Source organism: Halovalidus salilacus (assembly GCF_031852275.1).
Classification (GTDB): Archaea; Halobacteriota; Halobacteria; order Halobacteriales; family Natrialbaceae; genus Halovalidus; species Halovalidus salilacus.
Genome location: NZ_CP134700.1, coordinates 765,695 through 787,493 on the forward strand (window position 1 = coordinate 765,695; position 21,799 = coordinate 787,493).

Here is a 21,799-nt window from a genome sequence, read left to right on the forward strand (position 1 = left end):
TCCACGACCTGCTCGCTTCTCAAACCGCGCTAACTAGACGGTGCCTCTATTTTATAGTCCTATTTTTGGGAGAGATGACCTGGCAGTTAGCCGGAACGACGCACTAATCCCTACCAGAGTCCCGAAGTAGACGGTTGCTCCAAATCCTATGATTGCCCCGAGAGATATCCAAGACTGAACCGAGATGAGCTGTAAGACGAGCATGATAGATGCAAACATAATAAGAGCTGAAACAAACTGTTCGCCGATTTGTTTTGGGAATAGAGTAGAGAAAGGGATGCTCCGGCTAACAAATACCACCAGTCCAACATATCTGAGTGCCTCTGCAAGAATAGTAGCGATAACGACGCCGATCGGGCCGATATGCTGTGTTAGCGCTATCCCCAGAATGATATTCAAGCCTAACGCTACTGTTGATATTCCAGTAATCATATCTGGCCGATCCAACCCTCGGACAGCAGCTAAGAGAGTGACCGTTTGAGATTGAATAATTTGGTAAACCGATAGTCCGAGCAATAACATCCCGGCTTGTTGATACTCAGAACCGTAGACCGTTACAACGATTTTATTTGATAAGGCGAGTGCGCCGAAAAACATAGGAAACGCGATTAGGCTTGAGAAGGCGAGTGCGTTTCGCACATCGTTTGTCTCGTTCTTCCCGTGACTTCGTATGGTACTTACACGCGCCATCAATGCTGCACCAATCACATAACTCATTAGTGATGCCGGAGATGCCATTCGATAGGCCACTTCATAATACGCTGCTGCATCTGGCGAAAGGATAGCCCCTAAAATAAATATATCAAGTTTAGAGTAAACATTTACCAAAAACGAATTGGGGATACTATATTTTGCATAAGACCATAGGTTCTGAAAGATATTCCATGACGGCCATCTCGGTTTAACGCCGATTACATAGAGAAGAAATGGGAATACAGCAATGCTCCCAAGAGCATCCCCTAACACCATTCCAGATATCCCGAAACCCGAGAGAACCAGCAAAAGTTGGAAGATCACTAGTAGTATTTTCTTCAGAGTATTCAACCAATTCGTGACCCCGACTTTGCCCCGAGCGTCGGCTACATCTATCAACAGGGTGAAAACGCCAGTCGTGAGGAATAATATAATGAAGAATTTTGGTGCGTTGTCGACCTCCGTATAAGAGACCAGATGGGTATCCAGCAAGGAGACAGCCACGTATGCAACTATCGTTGAGGCTACTATCAGCACAAATTGTGAACTCAGGATCTTTCCTCGAGTTACCTCATCTACGTCCTCGGAAAACCGCTTTTTCGCTGCCTCAGAGTATCCGTCCACAGGACGGATAGCTATCGTCACAATTGCCAAAAGAAGTGTATACCCGCCGAACCCTGTCGGACCAAGGCTGCGGGAGAAAACCACTGTTCCAACAAACCCGAAAATCGTGAGAATGATTCGGGCAGTAGTGCCGGAAAGGACTTCCCAGCCGAGATTTACATCTGCCGCGGTATCTCTTTTCGACATTTGTCTGGGTGGATGACCTAAAGTGGCTGTGATTATTTAGTGATGGTCAGTTCAGGGTGCGATCTAAGACGCTTTCAAGACGATCAATATCAACTTTCATATTCCAGTGTTTCGGGGAGCGATTATCGCCTATTGGATCGCAGTTGAGGCGAGTATACTTAAGACCAAGCTCATGTGATAGATAAAAGAAATATGGTGCTGGGTGCGAGGTGGGTAAAAACTCAACGACCTTTGCCTGGCGTGAGAATACGAGATTTGCGAATCCACCACCATGCGGTCCGGCAATTACGTCTGCTTGGTTGAATAGCCGAATCTGGTCGGTGAAATCCAGATCGGTGAGTTTGTACGCTTCGAATCCTCTCTTCTCTAGTAGGTCCATTACCTCCGGTTCGTTCGCTACTCGTCGCCTATCTGCATCCTCTCGAGAAATATAGACCCGACTCGAGAAACGATTAGATTGCACGTCGTCGATAGATTCTAGGGCGCGGTCACGGAGCCACTCATATTCTACGTGGGATGGATTGTAATCATACCGTGCGCTTTTGAGACGGTGTGTTGGGATTACTAGGTGGTCTACATTCAGAGTTCCACCCGACCATTTGCGGTATGAGTCAAATCCAAGTACCTCCATTGACCTGCTCATCCAGCCTGGTGGATTCTCTCGGAGTAGCAACGTCGGCTTCCTACCTGTTTGCTCCGTATAGACGTCCACCGCTTGTAGTTTTGGTAAGTACTCGAGCAACCAGTGATAGTAGCGAGTATGCGGCATCCAGAGTGGAAGCACACAATCCGCATGATCACCATTCGTGGAGGCAAGGTTTCCGTCGGTTAACAGCCGAAGATGGAATTTTATCGGGAGTTCTCGATGTGCATTTCTGAGGTTCCGCACGTTTCCACGAGTGGATTCGATAACCGGATTGCCGTCCGACGTTATCGCTATTGGGTTTGGTCCGACGAGCTGGCTATCTGGGAGATCGCACACGAACGGCGGATCAATCCGTCGAGTTCCCGTCTCATTTCGAAACGGCCCAATAGAAAACGGGAAAGAATCTGGAAATTCGACGTCGAATTTCGGTCCGTATTCCCAGATTTGGCCAGTAGAGGACACATATTCACGTAATTCATCTCGGGTGAAAGCCCGATCACGCATTGTGGGCCATGTAGCCCTTTCCAGGATACTTGATATGAAAAACGAGGGTGCGTCTTTGATTGTATCTAGTGGTCTCCCTCTCTGTAGGGTTCGTATTGATCGAAGATAGCCCATCTCTGTGAATTAGTCCGCTTGGGCCGATGCGTTTTGCTGATTTTGATACGATTCCGCCGTTCGTTTCAATCCCTCTTTTAGGGGTATTTTAGGCTCCCAATCGAGTACTGAGAAGGCTTTGTCCAGATCCGGGCACCGTCGTTGTGGATCGTCTTCAGGAATTGGTTCGAAGGTGATCTCACTGTCCGATCCGCAGACATCGATCACAGTCTCAGCTAACTCAAGGATCGTTATTTCATTTCGTCGGCCGAGATTCACGACCTCACCATCGAGTCCATCTGCGGCCATCAACGCCCGAATGCCTGCTACCAGATCGTCTACGAAACAAAAACTTCGCGTCTGGGAGCCATCGCCATAGACGGTGATATCTTCGCTATTCAACGCCTGAGTAAGAAACGTCGGTACAACCCGACCATCGTCGCGACGCATTCGGGGGCCATACGTGTTGAAGATGCGGGCTGTTCGAACGTCTAGGCCATATTTTTCATAGTACGCCACGGTCAATGTTTCACCGAACCGTTTCGCTTCATCGTAACAGCCCCGAACACCCCGAATATTCACGTTTCCATTATACGATTCTGTCTGCGGATGTGCCTCAGGATCGCCATATACCTCACTCGTGCTCGCGAACAACATCCTCGCATTGTTCTCGACCGCATGATCAAGGAGTTTCCTAGTGCCTTCGGTATTGGTTAGTGCGATATCAACCGGGAATTTTGTGAAATCTTTTGGGGAAGCGCGGGATGCAAGATGATAAATTTCGTCCATTGGAGGTAGATCCATCTCGTTCCGAACATCCGCGTGATGGATCACGAAATCCGGATTAGGCTCGAGATGAGATATGTTCGACGACTGGCCGCTTTCAAAATTATCTACGCATATCACGCGATAATTATCAGATAAGAGGCTTTCGCAAAGGTGGCTCCCTACGAACCCAGCGCCGCCTGTTACTATCGCGGTACGTCCGACCATAAAGAGACTCTAAACTCCACAGTTATAAACTCTTAGAGTACAGATTGTACCCTATCGCTTACTCGTCAGATTGAGATTTGGAGTAGAGGAGACTACACGGCGAAGTCGACCACGGCCGCGCCCGGCAGGACCAGCTTCGAGCGCCCATCCGCACCAACAACCCCGACGACTCGCCCTCGAGCAACACAACACACTCGCCGTGTCTCCGGGCGCACCGATCCACGAGCGCAACGTCGACACCGTTGCACGACGACCTCCGGTTCGGCCTCGAGATCGACCAGGACCTCGACGCGGTGTTCCGGTCGCAGACAGGTTCCGCAAATGTCGCACTGTGAGATCTGTCCCGCGGCGATCGTCAGTTCGCTCACCAGCTCGCTGTCGCGGACTTTCATCGTTCGTCCCTTGGCAGATACGTTGTGCAGGCGCGTTGAATCTCGACCCACTCCTCACGCAAACCGTACGAGAAGCTGTATGAAGAGAAGATGACTGATCCGGTTTCTGATCGGGTGCGCACTCGAGGGAAAATCACTGTACTGGCGAACCAATGATCGTAGCCGCGAAGCGTGCGGTGGTTCTGAGAACGTCTCCCAATTCAAGCTGATCTCTTCCTCATTAGTCTGCTGTGACATCAATCGCTACGGTCGAACTTCCTTGAGGGGAAGAGTGTAGTCAGAAAGGCGTGTTGCTTCATAGATTCGAGCTGCGAGAACCCGAGGGTGCGGCGTACCCTTGGCGAGGGACATCTGGTCCCAATTGAAGTGGCAGCGGAGTTGGAGTTCAACCCAATCGCGGGCTCGTTCGTGGTCGTTCTGAAACACCTCAAGAGCGAGCGCAATCTCGAAACCCGATGGGTTGTACGGAAATCCATACTTGTTTTCGACGACTGCTGATCTGAACGTCCCAGAATCAGTAGCCGCAAGAAGATAGTCAACGAAGCTTGAGTTCCATACCTTGTGATCGGGCTGGTATCGAGCTAGTAGCGCGAGGCCATAGAGATGGAACCCCTGATAGCCGACAGCCTTCTCACGGATAACGGTCTGTGAGTCAATCTGTAAGGGTGTCCACTGGTGGAGAGATTCTCGTAGAGCCTGCGAAACGGTGGTTGCGAGGAGGTGACGATCATTTTGCATCGCTGCCTTGATAATCGTCGTGGCGGATGGGCGTACCAGGGTTCTTAACAGTCCATCCGAGTATGGCCACGCATGTGCCTCCATCTGGTCCATGAACCGGCGTACTTGCTGTAGGATATCTTCCGTGTGGTCTTCTAGAGTAGTAACACCGGCCGCAACGGCAGCGAAGTGGATCTGCTGGTTGTATGTTCCGACGGTTTTCTGTGGCGACCCGTCGAGATTGGCTGACTTCCATAGACCGAGTTCGGAGTCGAATGTATGGAGGCGGATGATATCAGTAGCAACGGCGATAGCATCGCTATCACCGAGACTTCGCCCTGCTTCGATCAATGCTTCAAGGACGATCGCCTGGCCAACGAGCCCATCGGTTTGATCCTTTTCTGGCGCATCACGGAGGTGAAACACGGCACCTTCCGGACGGGCATTCTTTGAAAGGAGATAATTTAGTGCATTCTCGGCGGCTTCGAGGAACCGTTCCGACCCAGTTTGCTCGTAAGCATCGATAAAGGTCACCAGCCAATTCGCAGTATTACGTACGGGTGTTTCCTCGTCCTCGTGTGGCCCATTACTTCCAGGATTAAAGCTCCCGTCACTCTGCTGTCTACTCCGGGCACGATCAGCCGATTCGACAATGATCTCGGTCAGTGTAATGCACTCTCTCGTATCTACGCCAAATTCTTTACTCATTTGCCACCTCTCTGTCGCAATAATACGAATATATAAGAATACCAATTTGCAGCATGTTCCCTTCTTTTTCGCACCATCACTTGTACCCGAACCCCTGGAGTCGATCCTCTACAACGTTTGCCTCTACGTCAGTGTAGACTACTGGGTCCTCAGAGACGATTTCCTTCCGAGTACCGTCCTTGACGACCAACCATGGCACATCCGTAACCTCGGGGAGACGGAGGCCCGACGAGTGCCCATAGCCACGGATCGGAATGGGAGACATCCGGTCACCGATTAGCACGCCGTGATCAGCGGAGACGACCGTTTTACCAGAGAGTTCTTTGAGTAGTTTCTCGGCGGCATCGATCGCAATATCGACGTTTTCTCGGTACGCCTTCCAAACCAGGGCCTCGTCAACGTCGTCGTAGCCGGAGTGTTTCCACTGGAGGATCTCCCACACGTTCGGCTCTTCTGAACCACTTTGCTTGTGGGCTTGCAGTCCTCGATGATAGAACGACCGGCCCGTCGGCCCGATGAACGGAAAGTGAGGTTGCATAAAGTGGACAATAAGCCGTTTATTTTGATATTCCTCGGAAGCTTCAACAGCTGCTTCGATGACTGTTTCGGGAAGGACGGTATCCTTGTTCTGGTCCTTGTCAAGCAAGCTGATGAGTGCGTGGAACGTCCCACGCTCAATCTTGGGAGTGAACCCGTTAGCAGACACATAAACCGTGTCATGCAGATTTCTTCCAACGAAGTTTTTTTCCATGAACTCCCAACTATGCGAGGCTGCCGATCGAAACCGCGAAAGATCGGCTTCGATATGATTCCGTTCTACAAACGTATCGTATCGGCAAGCGTCAAGTATAATAAGGTTGTCCCAGTCTTGGTCAATCGCGAGTTCGCCGTAATCAGACCGAAACTGCTGGTGGAGCTTGATGTTTGCTTTTTCGGCTCCTTTTCGAATCTCACCGATCAGGAGATGTGGATTTGCGATAAATTTTTTTAACTTCTGAGTGATCATCGCTATTCACCCTCTCCTCCTTCACCTTCTACGTGAATAATCTCCTGAAGGTCATTTCCAAGTATAATATGCGCTTTGAGCTTAACTATCTCTTCAGACAACCGTTGGAAGTGTTTTCGCCCTCTAGAAACGATAATTTGATAATCTATGTACAATAAATTGATATCGTCTAAGAGGATTTTCTGTTCTAGACGAGGTACGAGAGCACGAGAAGACAAACCGCTGTCTGGCATCGGAGTTATCCACGTAGACATAACTGGCATAATATCTATTTAGAACTTGCTATGATCCTACGACATCTTGTAAGCACCGATATTCATTGGTATCCCTGTTAATGCGTTCACCAGAAGACGGACATTGGATCCAGGGTGGCACCGTCTAGTTAGCGCGGTTTGAGAAGTGAGCAGGTCGTAGAGTTGGTTTGGAATGATGCTCGCAGACCTGCTTAACGAGAGCTACGCGGCGGAGTTTGATGAATGTTGGGTGCATGAGCGGACGGCGAACGCCCTGACGGGCGTCGCCGTCCGGCTCCACGCAACCGGTTGTTCGCTTCGAGAGACACAGGAAATTCTTCGCTCACTCGGGGTTGAACGCTCGCATCAAGCAATCTGTCACTGGTACATCGGCTGGCTGACAGCGTCCCAGACCCGCCGACGTCCACGAGAGCGGAGCTCTCGTACGGCCCATCAGAACGCGAAGCGTTCTGAGAACGGCGCAGCCGTCGCGGGTCGCCATTGATAAACCGCTGTCAAGATCAACGGCGACTGGTTGTACGCTGCAATAGATCTAGACTCACGGCTCATTCTTGATGTCGCAGTGTTCGGACGACGAGGCACCGACCCAGCCGCTGCCTTCCTGCATCGATTGACCGAGAAACACGATCTCTCCGAGATGGTCTTTCTCGTCGATGGCTACGGCTATCTGACTGCGCTCTCCCGATTAGGGTTGAGCGGTCAGCTCACCTACGTTGATCGAAACCTGATCGAAAAGTGGTTTCACACATTCAAGATGAGAGTTGACCGCTTCCATAACTCGTGGGTGGGCAGTCGGGCGAGCGTCAGAGAATGGATTGAACCGTTCGTACACTACTATAGCATGCATCGACCGCACCAATCACTTAGCGGACAGACGCCAGCGGAGGTGCTAAACTACACAGTGCCCTTATTCCATATGCTAATCAATCTATTCGGTTAGAAATGTGATTTACTATACCCCATTTGAATTCCATCCACCGCTAGCCGCGTAACTGAAACGTCCAACTGTTTTCCAGCAGTGTGATTGTACGACCCGATCAGGTGACGGAGTATTAGTCCAAATATCGATTCCGGGTAAGTGTGATGGAATAGGTCGATCATGAAGCCGTCATAACGTTGGCGCAATATCGATCCCAGAGAGGTGCCAATCCAGTGTTTCCCCCTTTGGAAGACCCGCTCCAATTACAACAGCAGGTACTCGCACCAGCTCGGGCGACATGGGTGAACTGTGGGCGAATTTGCCGCCTCTATTTTGCTCTCTAAGTAACTCACCATGGTCTGAGATAACGAAAACGAGTGTTGTGTCCAGTAGTCCCTTATCTTCGAGTGACTCGACGCAGTTTAAGACCCTGTCTGCAGCTTGGTCGACCCCTCTTTTGTATAGCTTGCGTAGCTCCTCCGTTTGGCCAGCGTATTGGTCAAAAAATTCAGCTGATGTTGGCCGTCCTTCCATTTCATAATGTGCATAAGGATCATGAGCCCCAGTATCGTGTTTAAGTAGAGCAAAAGGCGGCTCAGCGTCATCGAATGACGTGTGTTTCTTCGTACGAAAGATTCGCATCGGGGGCTTTCAGCGGGTTCTTCGACGTGTCGACAAATATTTGAAGGGTCTATCTATAGTAGTCATTAGAACTATTTACGCAGAGATTGTAAGCCATTGTAATGGAACATCTTGACGAGATCTCCGTTGAGGATCTTCAGAACGCACTCGACAACGTAGACGGAAAGAAACCGGCACAACGGCTGTTAGCCGCGATTGCCTACAAAAACGGCGTTCCACAGAGTGAACTTGCCGAGTGGTACGGAGTTGAACGGAAAACGATCTATAATTGGCTCAAGCGGCTCGACACCGACGAGTCGCTTGAACAGGCCGTTACTGATGCTCATCGATCTGGGAGAAAGCGAAAACTCTCGGAAACAGAGCAAGAACAGTTCGAAGCAACTGTCCACGGATCTCCTGCGGAAGTTGGGCTCGACGCGCCGGCGTGGACGCCGGCGCTCGTCCAGCAGTATCTTGCCGAAACCTACGATGTCGAGTACTCGCTCCCGAGTTGCCGGCGGTTGCTCAAAGAAGCGGGATTGAGCTATCAAAAACCACGCCGTACAGTCGCTGAATCCGATGCTGACGCGCAAGAAACGTTCCGCAAAGAGTTCAAAAAAAGCGGCGGGAGCTGGACGCCACCGTAGTCTGTATCGATCAAACCAAGAAATCCGTGCAGGTCGAGCCGCGTGCCGCGTGGTTTCCCCGCGGCACGCGGCCATCCGTCGAATTATCCGGTCAACGTGACTGGACGTGTCTCTTGGGCGCGATCACCGAAGACGGTGATCGCTTTTTCGCTCGATTCGAAGAGTACGTAACCGCCGAACACGCGAAACATTTCATTCTTGCATTATGCCAAGAGTTCAAAGATGGTTTGCTCATTGTGCTGGATGGAGCGCCGTATTTTCAGGCATCGGCCGTCACGGACCTAGCGGCCCGTGACGACCTCGCCTTCGTCACGTTACCGGCATACTCGCCAGAGCTAAATCCTGTCGAGGAGTGCTGGAGACAACTCCAAGCCGCTCTCAGCAACCGCTTCTTTGAGTCACTCGACGATCTCACAACGGCGATTGATACGGCTCTTGACCAACTCTCTATACCAAAAGTGAGTAATTATTTCTAGGTCATACTATAGTTCGATAACCACCACGATTTACAGAGTCGAGCGATTGTCAACGGACTCGACGACATCGCGCAGTGCCACGACAATGTGACGACGGCACGTATACTCCTCGATGACCACAGTTTGTAGAACGTCCATAAGGTCGACCTCGATCCCGAATTCTCGCTCGATGACGGTGAGAACGCCTCAGTTCGATTGGCCAATTTATTCGAGGCCCGTTTTTCTATTGCGACGAACTCACTCAACCCGGGCTAATCCACACGTCGCTGGCGGACGCTTGACTCGTGACCACGCCGTGATTGCTGAAGGTGTTCGTCATCACCGGCAATCCCGCAAAGTGGGGGTGAGGGTACTTCTTGAGGAGATCCCCGCGTCGGGGTTGGCGACGGAAATACGTACGTTGACCAGACGACACCGAGGTAGCAATAGACGATCAGCGAAGCTCGGTTGCCCTATCCCTCGAGGACGCTCCATAAGGGATTTACCTCGTGCCCGTCTCACCTGACGGTCAGCGAATAAATTCGCGCCCGCCGCCGCCCCTCTCATGAGAATCGGCCAGACGTCGTTCGTCGTGTTCGCCTCGAGGCTCGTCGGTTCGGGCATCGGCTTCGTCGCGACGCTGTACTTCGCCCGCACGCTCGGCGCCGAGGTGCTGGGGTACTACTCGATCGTCCTGGCGGTCGTCGCGTGGCTGAAACTCAGCGGCGAACTCGGCGTCTCCTCGGCCGTAGGCAAGCGGATCAGCGAGGGCGAAGAGCCGTCGGTGTACTTCGAAGCCGGCGCGATCGTCATCGGCGTACTCGGTGTCGGACTGTCACTCGCCGTCCTCGCGCTCGAACCCGTCGTGGAGGGATACGTCGGCGCGCAAGTCGCACCGTTCGTCGCGGTCCTCCTCCTGACCGGTCTGGGCTCGGCGCTCGTCCCCTCCGCGCTCGTCGGCGTCTACTCGCCGCTCGAGGTTTCCTCGAATCGCTCGAGATTACCCACAACGCGTTCATCGTCGGGACGCTCGTCGCACTCGGCGCGGCGGTCTACTTCCTCACGTTGTTCACCGTCTCGAGGCGGTTCCGATTGATGGTGATTGCCAACGTGCCGATCCGAGTACCGTTCGAGGTGTGATGGCGCGACCAAACGTACCACACTACCGCAGAGAATTCACTCCGAAACGAACTACCCCTTCGAGGGCCACGCTCTGCGCATGAACGTCCTGGTAACCGGTGGCGCGGGCTTCATCGGTTCACATCTCGCGAACGCGTTTCTCGATCACGGACACTCCGTCACCGTTCTCGATATCCTCGACCCGTATTACGATCTCGGCATCAAGGACCGGAATCTCGAGCTCTGCCGCGAGACGGCCCCAGATCGATTCGAGTTCGTCGAGGGCTCCATCACCGACGAATCGCTCGTTAACGAGCTCTTCGCCGACGCCGAATTCGACGTCGTCTACCATCAGGCGGCCCAGGCGGGCGTCCGGACGAGCGTGGAAAATCCCAAGAAACCACACGAGATCAACACGACCAGCCTCCTGAATCTCCTCGAGGCAGCAACCGCTACCGGCGTCGACCGATTCGTCAACGCCTCCTCCTCGTCGGTCTACGGCGTCCCCGAGTACCTCCCGTACGACGAGGACCACCCCAACACGCCGAAGAGTCCCTACGGCGTTACGAAACTCGCCGCCGAACACTACTGTCGGGTCTGGACCGACGTGTACGATCTCCCGACCGTTAGTCTCCGCTACTTCACGGTCTACGGCCCGCGGATGCGCCCAAATATGGCGATCACGAACTTCACCTCCCGCTGTCTGAACGGAGAGTCACCGGTCATTTACGGCGACGGTAAACAGACTCGAGACTTCACGTACATCGACGACATCGTCGACGCGAACCTCGCGCTCCTCGAGACGGATGCGGCCGACGGCGAAGCGATGAACGTCGGATCGACGGGGAACATCACGATTCGAGAACTCGCCGAGCACGTGATCGACGTGACCGGTGCCGAAGTCGAGATCGAATACACCGATGCGAAGGAGGCCGACGCCAGACACACGCACGCCGACGTCAGCAAAGCTCGGGACCTGATCGGCTACGAACCGTCGACGAGCATCAAGGAGGGCGTCTCGAGCTTCGTCGAGTGGTACCGGGAGAACCGATCGTGGTACGAACCACTCGTATTGCGGTCCTAATGCCCGTCCAACACTCTCTGCGTGCCACGTTTTCTACTGCGACGAGTTCACCCGACTCGCGCTGATCCCCGTTTCGCTGCTAGACTCACGACTCGTGATTACGCCGCAATTGCCGAAAACGTTCATCGTCACCGGTGATCTAGTGACTAAAGAGTCGAGGAACCTCTCGAGAAGATCGCGGGACGTCAGAACTGGGATCGACGAAGAGTAGTTCCACCATTCTTCGAAGGACGTCTTCAGAAGGGATTTACCTCGCGCGCCGCTCACCTACTCGTCGAGCGAGTCCCTCTCGCGCGGTCCCCTCCCATGAGAATCGGCCAGACGTCGTTCGTCGTGTTCGCCTCGAGGCTCGTCGGCTCGGCCCTCGGCTTCGTCGCGACGCTGTACTTCGCCCGCACGCTCGGCGCCGAGGTGCTGGGGTACTACTCGATCGTCCTGGCGGTCGTCGCGTGGCTGAAACTCGGCGGTGAACTCGGGATCGGGTCCGCGGTCGTCAAGCGGATCAGCGAGGGGGAGGAGCCGTCGGCGTACTTCACCGCCGGGGCGGTCGTCGTCTGCGCGCTGGGCCTCGTGCTCGCCCTCGCGGTCGTCGCCCTCGAGTCGGTCGTGAACGCGTACGTCGACGCCCCGGTCGCGCCGTTCGTCGCCCTCCTGTTGCTCGTCGGCCTCTTCTCCTCGCTGATCGATTCGGCGCTGAAGGGCGAGCGACTGGTCCACCTCTCGGGCGCGTTGATGCCCGTCAAGACCGGCCTTCGGAGCGTGATCCAGATCGGCCTCGTCGTCGCCGGATTCGGTCTGAGCGGGATGCTCGTCGGCCACGCGATCGGTGGCCTCCTCGTCGGGCTGATCGGCGCGACGTTCCTCTCGCTCGAGATGACGCGCCCTCGGAGACGACACTTCCGGAGCCTCTACGACTTCGCGAAGTTCTCGTGGCTCGGGAGCCTGAAATCGCGGTCGTTCAACGACGTCGACGTCATCGTGCTCGGGGCGCTCGTTCCGTCCGCGCTCGTGGGCGTCTACTCCGTCGCCTGGAGCATCGCGACCTTCCTCACGCTGTTCGGGAGCGCGATCAGCGCCACGCTGTTCCCTGAACTGAGTCGGGCAGAAGCGGCCGCGGAGCGCGAGCAGATCGAGGGGCTGATCGCCGACTCGCTCGCGTACGCCGGCCTCGTCGTGATCCCCGGACTGTTCGGCGGCCTCGTGCTCGGCGACCGCCTCCTCCGGTTGTACGGAGACGAGTTCGCGCAGGGGACCGCGGTCCTCGGCCTGCTGATCCTCTCGACGCTCGTCTACGACTACCAGAAACAACTGATGAACGCGTTGAACGCGCTCGACCGACCCGATATCGCGTTCCGGATCAACGCGATCTTCATCGCCACGAACGCCGCGTTGAACGTCGCACTCATCCTCTGGATCGGCTGGATCGGCGCCGCGATCGCGACGGTCTGTTCCGCCTGCGTCGGCCTGGCGCTCTCGTATCGCTCGCTCCGTGAACTCGTCGACGTCGAAATTCCGGTCGCCGAACTCCTGCGTCAGTTCGGCGCGGCGCTGTTCATGGCGCTCGTCGTCGTGGCCGCTCGAGGGGTCCTCGAGTCGCTCGAAATCAACCACAACGCCTTCATCGTGGGGACGCTCGTCTCGCTCGGAGCGACGGTCTACTTCCTGACCCTGTTCGTCGTCTCGAGGCGGTTCCGGTCGACGGTCGTGGCCAACGCACCAGTTCCGCTCCCGGAGCGGCTCTGACCGCGTCGGTCGGTGTCGAACCCCCTCCGAAACGGATCTACCGATCAATTCCCGTCTCGGACCCCACCTCATCCACGAACCGCCTCGAGCGTCTCCGAACACCGTGAGCCGAACAGGAGATCTCGAGGGCGTCCGCACTCAGCCAGTGGATGGCGAACCCATCATCCTCGAGAACGTCAGCGACGTTCGCGACCCGACGAAACGCATTTCACTACTGTGTACGTCTGTATACACATGGGGGCCGATTACAAGAGCGTCCGACTCACGGTCGACGCGTACGAGGCCCTCGAGCGACGCAAGCGCGAGGACGAGACGTTCTCCGAGGCCGTCGAGCGGCTGGCGAGCGAGCGCCCGATCCGGGATCTCGCGGGCGTCTTCACCGACGACGAGGTCGACGAGATTCGGTCGGCGCGGAAACGCGCGTACGATCGGTACGCGACCCGCCGCGACCGGGTGGACGACGCGTGATTCTCGACACCGCGTTCGTCGAGGACGTCGCTCGAGCGGACCCGGACGCGCTCGCGAAAGCCGACGAACTCGCGCGGAACGGCGTCCCCGAGCGGCTCTCCGCGATGACGGTGTACGAGTTGTACTGGGGCGTCGGCTACGTCGACAAACCCGACCGGGAACGGGCGCGCGTCGAGGCAGTCCTCGAGTCCAAGGTGATCTACGACGTGACGCCGGAGATCGCCGGCAAGGCCGGTCGAATCGCCGGTCGGCTCTCGAGCGAGGGGCGACCGCTCGACGATCCGGGTGACGAGATCATCGGTGCGACGGGAGTGGTACACGACGAACCCGTTCTCACGCGGAACGTGGATCACTTCGAGCGGATTCTGGGCCTCGAGGTCGTTTCGTACTGACGACCCGGTAACATGAGGTGTATCGCCTGTTATCGGACCCGAAGACCCTGGTGTGGTCGACCTAGTTCGTCTCGCAATCGACGATTCCGCGATACGCTTACGTATTCGTGTGCACAATGTGTGACCATGGGTTCGAGTACGCGCGTCCACTTCCGCGCACCCGAGCGGCTGATCGAGCGGGCCGACGCGCTCGCGATCGCCGAGGGGACGAATCGAACGGACGTCCTCGTCGAGGCGCTCCGGGAGTACCTCGACGAGGCGACCGACGAGGAGCGCGTCCGGCAGCGAATCGCGAACGCCTACTACGAGGATCGACTCGATTTCGAGCAGGTCGAGGCGATCGTCGGCGTCGAGCGCGCACGGAATTACCGGGTGCTCAAACGACAGCTCACCGACGATCGCCTCAGCGACGAACTCGCTGAAGCCCTCGACGAATGACGCTCGTCGCCGACACGTCGGCGCTCGTCAGCCTGGCGAGTACGTCCCAAGCGCGTCGGATCGCCCTCCCGCTTCTCCTCGACGGATACGACGTCGCCGTGCCCGAGCAGGTCGTCGACGAACTCGAGGACGTCGCGCGATACGACGATGGTCACGGGGAGGCTGCACGCGCTCTCCTCGACGAGCGCGAACGGTACGACGTTCACGAGGTCGATCTCGATCCCGATTTCCCGCTCGACGACGGCGAGAACGCGGCGGTTCGACTGGCGAAACGACTCGAGGCGGCGTTTTTCTACTGCGACGAATTCACCCAGCTCGCATTGATCCACGCGTCGCTGGCGGACGCTCGACTCGTGACTACGCCGCGATTGCTGAAGGCGTTCGTCGTCGTCGGCGCTCTCGAAAAACGGGAGGCGAGGGAACTCCTCGAGGGGATCTCCGCGAGTCGAAGTTGGGATGGAAACGCGTACGTCCATCAGGCCGCGACCCTCTTCGACTGACGGGATCGCACCGTGGTGAGCGATCGACGACGTGTCTTACCCACGAGAACGTCTCGAGATAGGATTCCCGTAGAGACGTGACCGAGTCCTCGGCCCCCGGCTCGAGTTTCGTCCACCGATCCACCGATTTCTGCTCCCCGTCGACGCTTGCTGTGAACGTTTTACGAATAGGCACCGATACGTCGGATATGAGCAAGACGATCACCATCTCGGACGACGTGTACCGAGCGTTGAAGGCCGAAAAAGGCGACCGAAGCTTCAGCGACGTCATCGGTGATCTCCTCGAGGAGCGCAGAACACTCGCCGACGTCACCGGAGCGGGTGTGCTCGACGACGACACTCACCGGGACGTGAAAACGGACGTGCGACGGTTGAGTCGTGGAACGCTCTTGAGATTCGAGGACGAGTTGGAGTCCGACTCGGACCGACGTAACTGATCACTCGACTTGCGGCCGATCGAATCCCGAACGGGAAATGGGGGATGAATCGACCGGACGCTATTTTTCGCTTCGAGCCACACTCCACCCATGAACCTCCTCGAGCAGCTCACCCCAACCACGATCATCGGCATGGTGCATCTCCCGCCGCTACCCGGAGCCCCTGGATACGCCTCCACTGGAGACGAGATCCGAACCCAAGCCCTCGAAGACGCCACGACCCTCGAGTCCGCCGGCGTCGACGCCGTCCTCGTCGAGAACTTCGGCGACGCACCGTTCTACCCGGACGACGTCCCGAAGCACGTCGTCGCGGAGCTCACCGCCCACACGCAAGCGATAGCCGACGCCGTCGACGTCCCCGTCGGCGTCAACGTCCTCAGGAACGACGCCGAGGCCGCTCTCTCCGTCGCCGCCGCGGCGAACGCCTCGTTCATCCGCGTCAACGTCCACACCGGAACCGCAGCCACCGACCAGGGACTCCTCGAGGGCCGTGCCCACGAAACGCTCCGCCTCCGAGATCGGATCGACGCCGACGTCGCGATCCTCGCGGACGTCCACGTCAAGCACGCCACCCCCGTCGGCGACCGATCGATCGAACGCGCCGCCCTCGAGACGGTCGAACGCGGTCGCGCGGACGGCGTGATCGTCTCCGGATCCGGCACGGGCGTCGAGACGGCCCTCGAGGACGTCGAACGCGTCAAATCTGCCCTCTCGAGTCTCGACCGAGACTCCCCAATTCCAGTGTTCGTCGGTAGCGGCGTCACGCCCGACACCGTGGCCGACTGCCTCGAGACGGGCGCGGACGGCGTCATCGTCGGCACGGCGCTCAAGGAAGGCGGCGAGACGACGAACCCCGTCGACGAGGATCGCACTCGAGCGCTGGTGGAGGCGGCTCGAGCGGCCGACTCGAGCGATCGATCGGAATAGCTCGACGATCCTCCTAGACTGACGAAGTTCGGACTGGTGGAGCGCAATCGTATGGATATCGGGAGTGCGATGACTCTTATTGGTCATTCTACCAATAGAGTTAATGCATTGGTCTGAGTACCAATGCATGAGGATGGCCTCACTGACCGACGACGACCTCGATGGCGTGAGCGAGGGAAGGAAGTACCCGGACGGAACCGTCGTCCGCGTGTTCTGCATGCGGACGGACCGTGACGCGTACCCGTCCGGGTGGGCCTACAAGCTCCACTACGGCGCGACGGAGCCGAACCCGCCCCGCACGCTTGTCGATGGGACGATTCGTCGGTATCTCGAAAATCGAAGATTTTCGACGACTCGTCGAAACGGCTCGACCGTTTCGAGATGGCAACTCGCACGAGGATACAAAGGGGCACGAACTGCACGTCGCACCGGATCCCTACCCAGAAATCATCACGTTCCCCGGGATGGTCGGACTCTGGGAACGGTTCTGGAGCGAGATCCCGAAATCCGAGTTCGAGGTCGAGTGAGGCCATCACACCACGGTGATACCCATGAACGATACCACGCCGCCGCTGCACCCGATGGAGCGCGAACAGCTTCGGGCCGAATCAACGCTCGTCGTGACCGTGAAGTCGTCCGGTGAGTTCCACGATGACGTTACCGACGGTATCGAGGCACTCGAGCGGGGCGACGCGGTGGATTCTCCGCCGACGCTCTCGTTCACCAGCTACGACGACCTCATGGCGACGCTGACGCCTCGCGTCCTCGATCTCATCGAAGCCATTCGCCAGCAGGAGCCATCCAGCATCAACGAAACCGCACGGGTCGTTGACCGGGACGTGAAGAACGTCCACGAGGAACTCAGTCGGCTCGCCCAGCTGGGCATCATCTTCTTCGAAGAAGACGGCCAGAAAAAGCGCCCGGTCGTCTGGTTCGACGAACTCGTCATCACTCTCCCGTTCGATCCAGAGGCTGGTGGTACGGCCACTGTCGCGCCGTAAACACTGCGCACTCCATATACGGATACATATTTGACCAGATGAGAACACCTCGAAAGCCCCTGGCGCTCTCGAGTCGGTGCGCTCGCTGTCGTTCGAAAGACGCGTTGCGTCTTTCGTGATGACGAGAGAGCGAAGCTCTCTCGAACCACGCGCTTCGCTCCCTCCGGTCCCTGCAGTGCTTGCTCCGCGAGACGCAAAGCGTCTCGCTGATCCCTCGTTCGCTTCGCTCACGAGGACTTCGCCCGCCTTCCTCGAGAGCGCCGGGAGAGCAAGCTCTCCCGAGCATCGCGAACGCGGAGCGTTCGCTCAACGCCAGCCCTTTCATTCCCACCCGCGGTGGCATCCCGGTCAGCCGGTACGGGTGGGAATGAAAGGGGCTGCCGGCATCCGGGAAGACGGGCGAAGTAAGCACTGGACTGAACGAAGTGAAGGAAGCGCGCAGCGAGCCCCTCGACCGGATGCTGGCAGGGGCTTTCGAGGTATTCGTACTCGACGTCCGTAATCCCGACTGATCGATACGGCGAAAACGGTAATTCGAGGAGTACCCTCGAGGTTACTCCTCCCAGTTGTGCAGCGCGTCCCGGAAGATCCCCTCGACGTCCTCCTTCTCGACGGGACGTGGGTTACACCGCAGCAACCGCTGCTGCGTCTCGACGGTCTGGCTCGCGAGCCAATCGATCTCCTCCTCCGTAATCCCCGCGAGTTCGTGCAACCCGCTGGGAATAACGTTCAGATCCCGCTGCAACTTCACGTACTCCGCTCGAGCCTGGTCAGCCGCCTCTCGAGTCCCCATCCCCTCCGTCTCAGCACCCAACATCTCCCCGACGCGAACGAACCGTTCGGGATCGCTGGCGACGTTGTACCCCAGCGTGCTCGCCGGCGTCAGCACCGCGATGGTCTCGCCGTGGTAGGTGTGATACTTGTTCCCGACGGGATAGGCCATCGCGTGGCAGAGGCTGGCTCCGGCGGTCAACCCGGCGATGGCGCCGAAGAGCGCACCTTTCAGCATGGCCGAGCGGGCCTCGAGGTCGTCCCCGTTGTGCACCGCCGTCCGGACGTTCCCGGAGAGCAACTCGATGGCCTTCTCGGAGAACATCTCGGTCAGCTCCGTCCGACCTGCATACACGGGACGCTCGGCCGGATCAGCGGCCCGCAGCAGCCCGTCGAAGGGGTGCGTCGTGTACCCCTCGATGGCGTGGCCCAGGGCGTCCATCGCGGTCTTCCCGGTCATATCCGGGGGTAACGTCGTCGTGAACGTCGGATCCAACACCGCCGCGTCGGCGCGAATGTGGTTGCTCGAGATGCCCTCCTTGATCTCCTTCTCCTCGACGGAGAGGATGGCGACCGGGGAGATTTCGGCGCCCGTCCCGGCCGTCGTCGGCATGAGCACGAGCGGGGGTCCGGACTCGGTGAGCGGCTCCCCCTCGCCCGTCGGCTCGGCGATGTAGTCCAGCACCTCGCCGCCGTTGGCGATCACCGCGCGGGTCGTCTTCGCGACGTCGATGCAGCTTCCGCCGCCGAAGCCGACGTAGAAGTCGTAGCCCGCCTCGCCTTCGTGCTCGCGGACGAACGAGATGCACTCGTCGACGTTCTCGATGGAGGGCTCCCGCTCGGCGCCGTCCCAGACGGTCACGTCGTAGCCCGCGTCCTCGAGGTGATCACGGACCCGGTCGGCGTGGCCGATGTCGACGAGGTTTTCGTCGGTGACGAGGAGGCCGTGCGCGCCGCCACCGCCACCGCCGCCACCGCCACCGCCTCCTCCGCCACCACCGCTTCCGCCTCCGCCACTACTGCCACCGCCCTCGACCCCGAGGTCTGCCAGCTGATATCCGAGTTCCTCGACGGCGTCCAGACCGAACCGGATCTCGGGCATCTGGATGTGCCAGACGGTCTCCGGTCCGAGTTCGCGTTCGTCGGCGGAGACGGATCGCTCGTAGGCCATCTCAGCGCCCCCACCCGTCGCGGATCTCCTCGAACTGTTCGGCGTCGTGGCCGTAGACGATCTCGGCGTCGTGGCGGCGCTCGAGCGCCTGGATCCGCCGGAGGCTGTCGCGCCACTCCGTCTTTCCCCAGAGGAGGTTCGCGCCGAGGGGGATCTCGTCCTCGAAGTTCTCCGCGCGGTAGAGCTGGTCGCCCGTGAAGACGATGGTCCCCTCGTCGTCCAGGTGGACCACCGTCCCCGTCAGCCCCGGCGTGTGGCCCGGAAACCGGACGAACTCCACGTCTTCGAAGTACTGTTCCCGATCGCCGTGAAGCACGTGCCAGTTCAGGTCGTGGTCGAAATCGTCGAGGATGTACGCGCCGCTCCCCTCGTCGGACTTCGCGCTGTAGTAGGCGAACTTCAGCTCCTCCTCGTGGACGAACACCGGGACGTCGGTGCCGTCGAAGAACTCGAGGCCGCCGGCGTGATCCAGGTGGAGGTGCGTCTGGAAGACGTAGTCGATGTCGTCGATGCCGTACCCCGCTCGCTCGAGGTCGTCGTCGAGGCGGTGCTCGTGGGCGTCGTAGGGGTAAAATGCCTGGGCGAGCGGCTCCGGCCAGTGGCCCTCGAGGGCGTCGTGGTGGGAGCCCGTGTCCCAGAGGATCGTCCCCTCCGGGTGGTCGATGACGAGGCTCCAGACGGGGATCTCCTCGTAGTCCACGTCCGGATTCGGCTCGTCGTGGGTCCCCAGCGTGTGCCCCTCGAGCATGTAGTTCTGGTCGCACTCCAGTCCCCCTCGGTCCAGGACGTCGATGGTCGCGTCTACCATGGTGACAATCAGCAATCGAATACCACAATGGCGCGTAAAAGTGTTTGTGTGGATTCGTGATGAATCTGCGTCGGTCGAATACCGTCGCCGACCTTCGACCGCCGTCGGGCGGTCCGCGGTCCGCGGTCCGCCCGGATTCAGCCCCGATCGATCCGCCGGGTCACGCGCCGATCAGCAACGGCCCGATCAGGACGCCCATCAGGTGGACGCGCCGCGCGCCGAACCGGACCGGGACCATCCCCACGGACGCGGCGACGGCGAAGACGGCGATTCCGAGGAGGCCGGTGAAAAGGTACGAGAGGACGGCCAGCAGCGCCAACACGGCGACGGACACCTGCCAGTACGTGAGCCGGCCGATCGCCTCGAGGTAGGCGTCCCCGACAACCAGCACGAGGACGAACCCGAGCGCGCCCGCGACGATGACCGCTCCGAGGAGGACGGGGAGGTCGAGCGGGGCCTCGAGCGACTCGAACGCGACCATCACGCCCGTTCGCGGCTGGCCGATGGCGACGAGGGCGAAGAGCGCGAAGATCGTGTTCGCCGTATCGACGCCGCTGGTCGCGACGATGTACCCTCGGTCGCCGGTCCGTCCGGGGACGACGAACAGGACCGCGACGGCGGCGATGGCCGCGGAGATGCCGGGTACGTAGCCCACCACGGCCCCCGCGACCGCTCCGGCGAGCGCCGCCGCGACGAGCGACGGTCCCGTGAGGCGGAGTTCGTCGCCGGTCTGGGGCGGCACGCCGCCGCCGCGGACGGCGTCGATCAGCACCGGGGCGCCGAACAGGCCCGCGAACAGCGGCGCGAGCATCCCGCCGGCCTCGAGGGGCGCGTCGGGCGACAGATCGAGCGTCAACCGGCCGAGCGCGGCGGCGAGGGCGAACGAGAGCCCGCCGCCGAGGCGACGCCACCACGTCCGCTCGGCGGCCAGCAGGCCGAGCACCACGAGCGCCAGCAGGAGCGAGAGGTTCGACCGGAGCGTCGGGTAGGCGACCTCGACGGCCCGCGTGATCGGGAGGGCGAGCGGGAGCGCCGCGAGGACGGCGAGGAGGCTCCCCAGGGCGGAGAGGCGCAGCGCTTCGTACCCGCGACCCTCGAGGACCAGCCGGTGGCCGGGCAGGGCCGTGAGGGCCATCTCGGCGTCCGGAACGCCGAGGGCCATCGCCGGCACGACGTTGACGAAGGTGTGGACGACGCCCGCCGCGAGCATGGCGCAGCCGACGGACAGCGGCGGGCCGGGGACCGAGGGCGCGATTCCGGCGAGCAGGAACGCGAAGTTGTTCGCGTGGATCCCCGGCACGAGCCCGCTTACGGTCCCGAGGGCCGCGCCACCGAGGATCCACGCGACCAGCTGTGCGGACAGCGCCGGATCGACGACGAACTCGACGGACGAACCGACCATCGACCGGTTTCGCCGCGGTATCGGATTTAAACGCTCGGCTGACGCGATGGGCGCTCGACTCGAGCGTCGATCCTGCGCGT

General features: G+C 58.7%; 20 protein-coding genes and 2 pseudogenes. 13 read left to right on the forward strand and 9 right to left on the reverse strand.

The window, feature by feature from the left end; all coding sequences use genetic code 11:
- Positions 1-51: 51 nt before the first annotated feature.
- From RJT68_RS03760 to RJT68_RS03780, 5 genes are all read right to left on the reverse strand, one after another.
- Positions 52-1,503, reverse strand: a complete 1,452-nt coding sequence (locus RJT68_RS03760; RefSeq protein ID WP_407039039.1) for an oligosaccharide flippase family protein — start codon at positions 1,501-1,503, stop codon at positions 52-54.
- A 46-nt stretch (positions 1,504-1,549) separates the two neighbouring features.
- A complete protein-coding gene (locus RJT68_RS03765; RefSeq protein WP_407039040.1) occupies positions 1,550-2,767 on the reverse strand; it encodes a glycosyltransferase family 61 protein in 1,218 nt (405 codons plus the stop codon).
- 9 nt (positions 2,768-2,776) lie between these two features.
- A complete protein-coding gene (locus RJT68_RS03770; RefSeq protein ID WP_407039041.1) occupies positions 2,777-3,739 on the reverse strand; it encodes a UDP-glucuronic acid decarboxylase family protein in 963 nt (320 codons plus the stop codon).
- Between the two features lie 635 nt (positions 3,740-4,374).
- Positions 4,375-5,556, reverse strand: a complete 1,182-nt coding sequence (locus tag RJT68_RS03775; RefSeq protein ID WP_407039042.1) for an AGE family epimerase/isomerase — start codon at positions 5,554-5,556, stop codon at positions 4,375-4,377.
- A 76-nt stretch (positions 5,557-5,632) separates the two neighbouring features.
- Entirely contained in the window at positions 5,633-6,562 is a 930-nt protein-coding gene (locus RJT68_RS03780; protein WP_407039043.1) for a hypothetical protein, read from the reverse strand.
- Positions 6,563-6,988: 426 nt separating this feature from the next.
- On the opposite strand from RJT68_RS03780, the pseudogene RJT68_RS03785 reads away from it, so the two are divergent.
- Positions 6,989-7,756 (forward strand): annotated as a pseudogene (locus RJT68_RS03785) (IS6 family transposase).
- 168 nt (positions 7,757-7,924) lie between these two features.
- Here RJT68_RS03785 and RJT68_RS03790 read toward each other — a convergent pair.
- Positions 7,925-8,377 (reverse strand): sulfatase-like hydrolase/transferase, encoded by a 453-nt coding sequence (locus tag RJT68_RS03790; protein WP_407039044.1) that lies wholly within the window; start codon positions 8,375-8,377, stop codon positions 7,925-7,927.
- A 101-nt stretch (positions 8,378-8,478) separates the two neighbouring features.
- On the opposite strand from RJT68_RS03790, the gene RJT68_RS03795 reads away from it, so the two are divergent.
- The 12 genes and pseudogenes from RJT68_RS03795 (at position 8,479) to RJT68_RS03850 (ending at position 17,567) form a co-directional block, all read left to right on the forward strand.
- Positions 8,479-9,479 (forward strand): IS630 family transposase gene (locus RJT68_RS03795; protein WP_407039045.1). Its coding sequence is split into 2 segments (ribosomal slippage): positions 8,479-8,971 and positions 8,971-9,479, totalling 1,002 coding nucleotides; the frame shifts between segments, so codons are not numbered across the junction.
- 544 nt (positions 9,480-10,023) lie between these two features.
- On the forward strand, positions 10,024-10,554 hold the full coding sequence (locus RJT68_RS03800; RefSeq protein ID WP_407039046.1) for a lipopolysaccharide biosynthesis protein: 531 nt from the start codon (positions 10,024-10,026) through the stop codon (positions 10,552-10,554).
- A 123-nt stretch (positions 10,555-10,677) separates the two neighbouring features.
- The gene (locus RJT68_RS03805) at positions 10,678-11,661 is read left to right on the forward strand and encodes an SDR family oxidoreductase (RefSeq protein ID WP_407039047.1); all 984 of its coding nucleotides are present in this window, start codon (positions 10,678-10,680) and stop codon (positions 11,659-11,661) included.
- Positions 11,662-11,967: 306 nt separating this feature from the next.
- Complete coding sequence (locus RJT68_RS03810; RefSeq protein WP_407039048.1) at positions 11,968-13,404, forward strand: oligosaccharide flippase family protein; 1,437 nt, start codon at positions 11,968-11,970, stop codon at positions 13,402-13,404.
- A 234-nt stretch (positions 13,405-13,638) separates the two neighbouring features.
- A complete protein-coding gene (locus RJT68_RS03815; protein WP_407039049.1) occupies positions 13,639-13,872 on the forward strand; it encodes an antitoxin VapB family protein in 234 nt (77 codons plus the stop codon).
- Complete coding sequence (locus tag RJT68_RS03820; RefSeq protein ID WP_407039050.1) at positions 13,869-14,264, forward strand: type II toxin-antitoxin system VapC family toxin; 396 nt, start codon at positions 13,869-13,871, stop codon at positions 14,262-14,264. The genes RJT68_RS03815 and RJT68_RS03820 overlap by 4 nt, the downstream gene beginning before the upstream one ends.
- A 126-nt stretch (positions 14,265-14,390) precedes the next feature.
- Complete coding sequence (locus RJT68_RS03825; RefSeq protein ID WP_407039051.1) at positions 14,391-14,702, forward strand: ribbon-helix-helix protein, CopG family; 312 nt, start codon at positions 14,391-14,393, stop codon at positions 14,700-14,702.
- Positions 14,699-15,202, forward strand: coding sequence for a hypothetical protein (locus tag RJT68_RS03830; protein WP_407039052.1), 504 nt, complete (start codon positions 14,699-14,701; stop codon positions 15,200-15,202). The genes RJT68_RS03825 and RJT68_RS03830 overlap by 4 nt, the downstream gene beginning before the upstream one ends.
- A 77-nt stretch (positions 15,203-15,279) precedes the next feature.
- Complete coding sequence (locus tag RJT68_RS03835; protein WP_407039053.1) at positions 15,280-15,639, forward strand: antitoxin VapB family protein; 360 nt, start codon at positions 15,280-15,282, stop codon at positions 15,637-15,639.
- 90 nt (positions 15,640-15,729) lie between these two features.
- On the forward strand, positions 15,730-16,566 hold the full coding sequence (locus RJT68_RS03840) for a BtpA/SgcQ family protein (protein WP_407039054.1): 837 nt from the start codon (positions 15,730-15,732) through the stop codon (positions 16,564-16,566).
- Positions 16,567-16,699: 133 nt separating this feature from the next.
- Positions 16,700-17,093: pseudogene (locus tag RJT68_RS03845) on the forward strand (toxin-antitoxin system TumE family protein).
- A gap of 24 nt (positions 17,094-17,117) precedes the next feature.
- A complete protein-coding gene (locus RJT68_RS03850) occupies positions 17,118-17,567 on the forward strand; it encodes an HVO_A0114 family putative DNA-binding protein (protein WP_407039055.1) in 450 nt (149 codons plus the stop codon).
- A 553-nt stretch (positions 17,568-18,120) separates the two neighbouring features.
- On the opposite strand, the gene RJT68_RS03855 is transcribed toward RJT68_RS03850, so the two are convergent.
- From RJT68_RS03855 to RJT68_RS03865, 3 genes are all read right to left on the reverse strand, one after another.
- Positions 18,121-19,509: a hydroxyacid-oxoacid transhydrogenase gene (locus RJT68_RS03855; RefSeq protein ID WP_407039056.1), complete on the reverse strand. Its 1,389-nt coding sequence runs from the start codon at positions 19,507-19,509 to the stop codon at positions 18,121-18,123.
- 1 nt (position 19,510) lies between these two features.
- Complete coding sequence (locus RJT68_RS03860) at positions 19,511-20,317, reverse strand: N-acyl homoserine lactonase family protein (protein ID WP_407039057.1); 807 nt, start codon at positions 20,315-20,317, stop codon at positions 19,511-19,513.
- A gap of 160 nt (positions 20,318-20,477) precedes the next feature.
- Entirely contained in the window at positions 20,478-21,719 is a 1,242-nt protein-coding gene (locus tag RJT68_RS03865) for a tripartite tricarboxylate transporter permease (RefSeq protein ID WP_407039058.1), read from the reverse strand.
- Positions 21,720-21,799: the final 80 nt, after the last annotated feature.